Annotated in this window: 7 protein-coding genes; 5 read left to right on the top strand and 2 right to left on the bottom strand. The window is 57.7% G+C overall.

What is annotated here, in order from left to right; translation table 11 throughout:
• Window positions 1-197: hypothetical protein (locus AC2FFB_RS16985; RefSeq protein WP_271951280.1), on the top strand; the 197-nt coding region annotated here is incomplete at its 5' end.
• Here the strand turns inward: AC2FFB_RS16985 and AC2FFB_RS16980 are convergent.
• Together AC2FFB_RS16980 and AC2FFB_RS16975 are read right to left on the bottom strand one after the other, a co-directional pair.
• On the bottom strand, window positions 194-784 hold the full coding sequence (locus tag AC2FFB_RS16980; RefSeq protein WP_496678806.1) for a hypothetical protein: 591 nt from the start codon (window positions 782-784) through the stop codon (window positions 194-196). The genes AC2FFB_RS16985 and AC2FFB_RS16980 overlap by 4 nt on opposite strands.
• A gap of 95 nt (window positions 785-879) precedes the next feature.
• Window positions 880-3,228 carry a DNA topoisomerase IV subunit A gene (locus tag AC2FFB_RS16975; protein WP_496875218.1) on the bottom strand — a complete coding sequence of 783 codons (2,349 nt, stop codon included), beginning with the start codon at window positions 3,226-3,228 and terminating at the stop codon, window positions 880-882.
• A gap of 201 nt (window positions 3,229-3,429) precedes the next feature.
• Here AC2FFB_RS16975 and AC2FFB_RS16970 point away from each other — a divergent pair, with 201 nt between their 5' ends.
• From AC2FFB_RS16970 to AC2FFB_RS16955, 4 genes are all read left to right on the top strand, one after another.
• Entirely contained in the window at window positions 3,430-4,032 is a 603-nt protein-coding gene (locus tag AC2FFB_RS16970; protein WP_246097307.1) for an SH3 domain-containing protein, read from the top strand.
• Window positions 4,033-4,100: 68 nt separating this feature from the next.
• Window positions 4,101-4,928: an SDR family NAD(P)-dependent oxidoreductase gene (locus tag AC2FFB_RS16965; RefSeq protein ID WP_281995884.1), complete on the top strand. Its 828-nt coding sequence runs from the start codon at window positions 4,101-4,103 to the stop codon at window positions 4,926-4,928.
• Window positions 4,929-5,008: 80 nt separating this feature from the next.
• Entirely contained in the window at window positions 5,009-5,212 is a 204-nt protein-coding gene (locus AC2FFB_RS16960) for a twin transmembrane helix small protein (RefSeq protein WP_142639289.1), read from the top strand.
• Entirely contained in the window at window positions 5,213-5,785 is a 573-nt protein-coding gene (locus AC2FFB_RS16955) for a cob(I)yrinic acid a,c-diamide adenosyltransferase (RefSeq protein ID WP_142639287.1), read from the top strand.
• Window positions 5,786-6,000 lie beyond the last annotated feature (215 nt).

Raw genomic sequence — 6,000 nt, 5'->3', positions numbered from 1 at the left:
GTCTTGCCGTGGTCAACGTGGCCAATCGTGCCGATGTTGACGTGCGGCTTATTACGCTCAAACTTTTCCTTTGCCATTCCTCAGGCGCCCTTTTGTGCTTTGGGGGACCCTTGGTCCCGTGGTTACATCTGCGCGCGCGAGATATTGGGTTCAAAGGAGAAAATCAAGCACATCCTGCGGGAAATGCCGTTCTTTAAGCCGGATTTTGCGTTGCTTCACCTGAATCGAGTGGCTGGATCAGTTCGGGACGCCGGTCGAACCAACCGTTTTCCAAATGTTCCTCGGCCAACCATTCTTCGACTCGGTCCGCAACTTTCAGAGCCAGCCCGCTCATTTGCTCTTGTTTCGTCCGTTCATGGCCCGAACCTTTCAGGGCACTGCCGCCGGTTGTGTCTTCCAGCACCTGGAATTGCTTACCTTTGGCAAGAAACTCTTTCTTGTTCACGTCATAAACGTTGACCAGAACAATCGCAGTGCTCTTGGGGTTGTAGATCACCGGAATTCCGGGAGGGGCCAGCATATAGCCCTCGAGGCTGATGCCGATGTCGTATTCCTGAGCGCCCGTATAGCGCCCAAGGCGGATATCCACCGCGTTTTGAATGGCCGCAGTCCATTCGTCGGGCGTCGCATCCCGGCTTACCGGCCCCTGCACCGCCTTATCGGCAAAGGCATAGTTTACCCGCAACTTGAATTCGCCCAGCGACTCAGGCTCTTCGTAAACCTGCGTTTGGGTGCAGGCGCCCATCAGGGCCAATCCGGTGATCAGTGTCAAAATGCGCAACATGTCTCGTCTCGATAGGCCTGTTTTTCTTTGATCTAACGCACCGATACGGCTTGTGCCAAGCCGTATCGGCATAAATCCTCTGTGACCGGGCCTGATCAGGAGAATTTAAAATCACGCGGGAAGCCGTATGGCGGCTTTTTCCCGACGCTGGCACGCTTGGCCAGCCATTGCGAAAGATCTGCCTCGTGCCGGGTCTTGTCGCCACCCATGGACCATTTCAGGCCCTCTTCCCAGTTGAAGGTGGTGATATCTGACAGCCCGCCGTCCAATTCCAGCGTCCCCTGCCGCCCGCGCGCCATATTGTATTTCTGCAGGCGAACGCCCTTGCCGCGGGTCATTTCAGGCAGTTCCTCGGTCGGGAAGACCAGAAACTTGCCGTTCTGAGAAACCACTGCAACGTGGTCACCTTCGATCGCCTTACAGATAATCGCTGTTTCGTCGCCTTTGACGTTCAGCACCTGTTTGCCGTTTCGGGTCTGTGCCAGCACGTCATCCTCGGGCACGGTGAAGCCGTTACCCGCATCCGAGGCCACCAGCAGCTTGCGCCCCGGTTTGTGGATCAGGATGTCGATTATCTGCGCCTCATTCGGCAGGTCGACCATCAGGCGCAGCGGCTCGCCCATACCCCGACCGCCGGGCAGATTCGCGGCACTGATGGTATAGAATCGACCGTTCGAGGCAAAGACCAGCAGCCGATCGGTGGTTTCCGCATGGAAGATGAACCGTGGCCCATCGCCATCCTTGAACTTCAACTCGCGGTTCAGGTCGATATGGCCGGTCATGGCGCGAATCCAGCCCATCTGAGAGCAGACAACCGTGATCGGTTCGCGGTCGATCATCGCCTCAAGCGGGACCTCTTCGACCTGACCGGCTTCGGCAAACTGGGTGCGCCGCGCTCCGCCCTCATAGTCCTTGCCGAAGGTTTTCTTGGTCTCTTTCAGTTGCTCGGCGATGCTGGCCCATTGCAGGCTTTCGTCGGCTAGCAGATCTTCGAGATTGGCACGTTCCAACATCAGCTCATCGCGTTCGCGAACCAGCTCCATCTCTTCCAGACGGCGCAAGCTGCGCAGACGCATGTTGAGAATTGCGTCGACCTGGACCTCGGACAGCTCGCCCTCGCCCGGTTTGGGCGAGACATAGTCGGCCTCATTGGTGGCGCGGACATGGTCGATGCCCCAGTCTTCGCGCATCAGCGCAGCCTTGGGGTCATCGTCATAGCGGATAATGTCGATCACGCGGTCAAGATTCAGGAAGGCAACGATAAAGCCCTCCAACACCTCCAGCCGATGGTCGATCTTGGCCATCCGGTGGCGCGACCGGCGCAGCAGAACCTCTTGCCGGTGATCCAGGAAAGCGCGCAGCACTTCCTTCATCGAGCAGACTTTGGGTGTCACCCCGTCGATCAGCACGTTCATGTTCAGGCTGAACCGCACCTCAAGGTCTGAGTTACGGTAAAGCATGCCCATCAGTACCTCGGGGTCCACGTTCTTGGAACGCGGCTCAAGGATCAGGCGAATGTCATCTGCGGATTCGTCACGAACGTCGCCAAGGATCGGGATTTTCTTGGTCTGAATCAGCTCGGCGATCTTTTCGATCAGCTTCGATTTCTGAACCTGATAGGGAATCTCGGTGACGACGATCTGCCACTGACCGCGGCCCAGATCCTCGACCTCGAACTTACAGCGCAGGCGGAATGACCCGCGCCCGGTGCGATAGGCCTGCGCGATATTCGCAGGCGGTTCAACGATTACGCCGCCGGTTGGAAAATCCGGTCCGGGCACGTAGTTCAGAAGCGTATCGTCGCGCGCATCCGGCGTCTTGATCAGATGCAAACAGGCGTCACACAGTTCCGAGATGTTATGTGGCGGGATATTCGTCGCCATGCCCACCGCAATACCGCTGGAGCCATTGGCCAGCAGATTCGGAAATTGCGCGGGCAGAACCACCGGTTCGGTCAGCGTGCCGTCATAGTTGTCACGGAAATCGACAGCATCCTCGTTCAGACCCTCAAGCAGAGCCTCGGCCACGATGGTCATCCGAGCCTCGGTATAACGAGAGGCCGCCGGGTTATCGCCGTCGATATTGCCGAAATTCCCCTGCCCGTCGACCAGCGGATAGCGCACATTAAAATCCTGCGCCAAACGCGCCATCGCGTCATAAATCGCGGCATCGCCGTGCGGGTGATAGTTACCCATCACATCGCCCGAGATTTTCGCCGACTTACGGAACCCGCCCGTTGCACTGAGTCGCAGTTCGCGCATCGCATAGAGGATTCGCCGATGCACCGGCTTCAGACCATCCCGTGCATCGGGCAAGGCCCGGTGCATGATGGTGGACAGCGCATAGGTCAGATAACGTTCACCAATCGCGCGGCGCAGCGGTTCGGCTACTTCGCCCCCGTTTCCGGGGGCCACCATATTGGGGTCGTCGATCGTATCATTCATAGATGATGTGATACGACGCAAGGGCGCGCGGGTAAAGCAAGCAAGACATATTTTACTGGGGACAAGTGGCGCTTTTTGCAACAGGGGGAGGCAACCCCCCGATTTCCCCCGTTTTTCGACTTGGGTCGCGAATTATGCTAGGATGTCTGACATTAGTCTGCTGCCTTTTTTTGTTTTGATTGATCGACCGGGGGATGCGCCATGACGCGCCTGATTGTAATGAGTTTCGCTGCACTTGGCTGGTGCTTTTACGTCATGAGTGGCGGGCCTAATTTCGAGCCGCGCGGTGTGCGGTCAGAACAGCCTGTGCGAGTCGCCTCGAAAGCGGCCCCCAAAACCGTAGCACCGTCTCCGGCAAAAGAGCTTGTGACAAATGTCGCTATGCGCTCGCCGGTCGTGCGCGAGCGCCCGATTGATCCCCAGCCAGCAGTCGCAGCGATTGTCGCAGAACCCGCCAGTCTGGACACTTTCAACGCGCTTTCGGTGTTTGACGATCAGACTGCCAGCATCACGCTTGCGTCCCTAGAAGACGGTGTAACTGGCCTGAAGCAAATCACCAAGGACGTGCAGCCTGAACCCGCCGCCCAGCCTGAACCCAGGAAAGATATCCGGGAAATCTCCGGGACCCGCGTGAACATGCGTGACGGCCCTGGAACGATCTACCCGATTGTTGGCAAAGCGCGCATCGGCCAGAAGGTCGAGGTGCTAAGTGACTCGGGCACCGGATGGTTGCGACTGCGCGTGTTGCCGCAGCAACAGGTGGGGTGGATTTCGACCTCTTTGGTCAGAAAAACACCAGACTGACGTGGAGCAATGATTGTTCCCATACTCTGTGCACCCTAGCTTGGGGCTGGTTCAGAATCGGGAAAATCATGCAGAAGACCATTCTAATTACTGGCTGCTCATCGGGCATCGGACTGGATGCGGCGCATGGGATGCGCGCGCGGGGTTGGCGCGTGTTTGCCTCGTGCAAACAACAGCGCGATTGCGACCGGTTGCGGGCGCAGGGGTTTGAAAGCCCGCGCATTGATTATACCGATACGGCCAGCATTTCGTCGGGTTTGAACGAAGTGTTGGAGGCCACCGGAGGCACCCTGGACGCGCTGTTCAACAATGGCGCACATGGCCTGCCCGGCGCGGTCGAGGACCTGCCGACCGAAGGCCTGCGTCAGATTTTCGAGGCGAACTTCTTTGGCTGGCACGAACTGACCAGGCAGGTCATCCCGATTATGCGCAGTCAAGGACACGGGCGAATCGTTCAGAACTCTTCGGTGCTGGGTCTGGTGGCCTATCCGTGGCGCGGCGCCTATGTGGCCACGAAATATGCAATCGAAGGGCTGACGGATACACTGCGCCTGGAACTGGCTGATACGGGGATCAAGGTCATTTTGATCGAACCCGGCCCGATCACATCTAAAATCCGCGAAAACTCAATCCCATTCTTCGAGCGGTTCATCAACTGGCAAAACTCGGCCCTGCGCGAGCGGTATGAGTCCTCTTTGTTGAAAAGACTGTATGAATCGCCGGGGCCGGATCGGTTTGAACTGCCCGCATCAGCGGTTACGACCAAGCTGGCCCACGCCGTAGAATCCAAGCGCCCGCGCCCCCGATACTATGTGACAACACCTACATTTATTGCCGGTTGTTTGCGCCGCATCCTGTCGACACGTGCGATTGACCGCATCCTTGCAGGGGTCTGAGGCGAAATAACCCGTTCGCTTTTGGCACGCACGGGTCTAGATGATAGCCCTAGGCAAACAGAAACGCGGACGGTGTACTCATGGACCTAATGATGGTCATTTTGCTTTTGGCCATGGCGGCGGTTGTCGTCGTATTGGCGCTTGGCATCTCGAATTTTGGCAAAAGCGGCAGGGACGCGGCACTGAAAAGCAACAAGTATATGCGCCTGCGTATCCTGTTTCAGTTCATCGCCGTGATTCTGATCGTGCTTTACGTCTGGCTGCGCGGTCAGGGAGGTCAGTAAATGGTCGTATTGAACAAGATTTACACCCGCACCGGTGATGATGGCAAAACCGCACTCGGCAATGGCGAACGCGTCGCCAAATACTCGGGCCGCGTGACCGCTTATGGCACCGTGGACGAGTTGAACGCCTTTGTCGGCGTCGCCCGGACCGAGGCAGATGGGGATGTCGAAGCTGCACTCGCCCGCATTCAGAATGACCTGTTTGATCTGGGCGCAGATTTCTGTCGTCCCGACATGGAAAAGGATGCCGAAGCAGACTATCCGCCTCTGCGCATCGTGCCCTCGCAGATTGACCGGCTGGAGGTTGAAATCGACGCGATGAACGAAGCCTTGGAACCGCTGCGCAGTTTCATCCTGCCCGGTGGCTCGCGTCTTGCGGCGCATCTGCATGTATGTCGAACCGTATCGCGCCGGGCCGAACGGCTTGCGGTTGAGCTGACCAACATGGAGCCGGTCAACGAAACCGCAGTCAAGTACCTGAACCGTCTGAGCGACTGGTTCTTCGTCGCAGCCCGTTGTGCCAATGAAAACGGAACCCAAGATGTTCTGTGGGTTCCGGGCGCGAACCGCTGAAAGCGGCGTCGCGTCCAGTGGACGCGGCGGCGACCGGAAGGGCGAAGCCCCGGCCCGACGGGCGGGCGCAAACCGATAGCTTTCTGCCTTTTGGGTGGATGTCTGGTGCTTGGTCACGTCAAAAATAGCAAAACGCGACGTCCGTTGCAGATGACGTGACGATTTTGCCCTGTTGCCGCCTGAATTGAATCGCTATTCAAGCCCTCATGAACATT

The sequence above is a fragment of the Ruegeria sp. YTSA219 genome, from assembly GCF_059609985.1.
Note: the sequence above shows the minus strand (reverse complement) of the source record. Positions and strands in the feature narration are given on the sequence as shown.

Coding starts and splice junctions, on each gene's coding strand:
- AC2FFB_RS16955 (WP_142639287.1), top strand. CDS start 5,213: ATGGTCGTATTGAACAAGATTTACACCCGCACCGGTGATGATGGCAAA.
- AC2FFB_RS16965 (WP_281995884.1), top strand. CDS start 4,101: ATGCAGAAGACCATTCTAATTACTGGCTGCTCATCGGGCATCGGACTG.
- AC2FFB_RS16975 (WP_496875218.1), bottom strand. CDS start 3,228: ATGAATGATACGATCGACGACCCCAATATGGTGGCCCCCGGAAACGGG.
- AC2FFB_RS16960 (WP_142639289.1), top strand. CDS start 5,009: ATGGACCTAATGATGGTCATTTTGCTTTTGGCCATGGCGGCGGTTGTC.
- AC2FFB_RS16970 (WP_246097307.1), top strand. CDS start 3,430: ATGACGCGCCTGATTGTAATGAGTTTCGCTGCACTTGGCTGGTGCTTT.
- AC2FFB_RS16980 (WP_496678806.1), bottom strand. CDS start 784: ATGTTGCGCATTTTGACACTGATCACCGGATTGGCCCTGATGGGCGCC.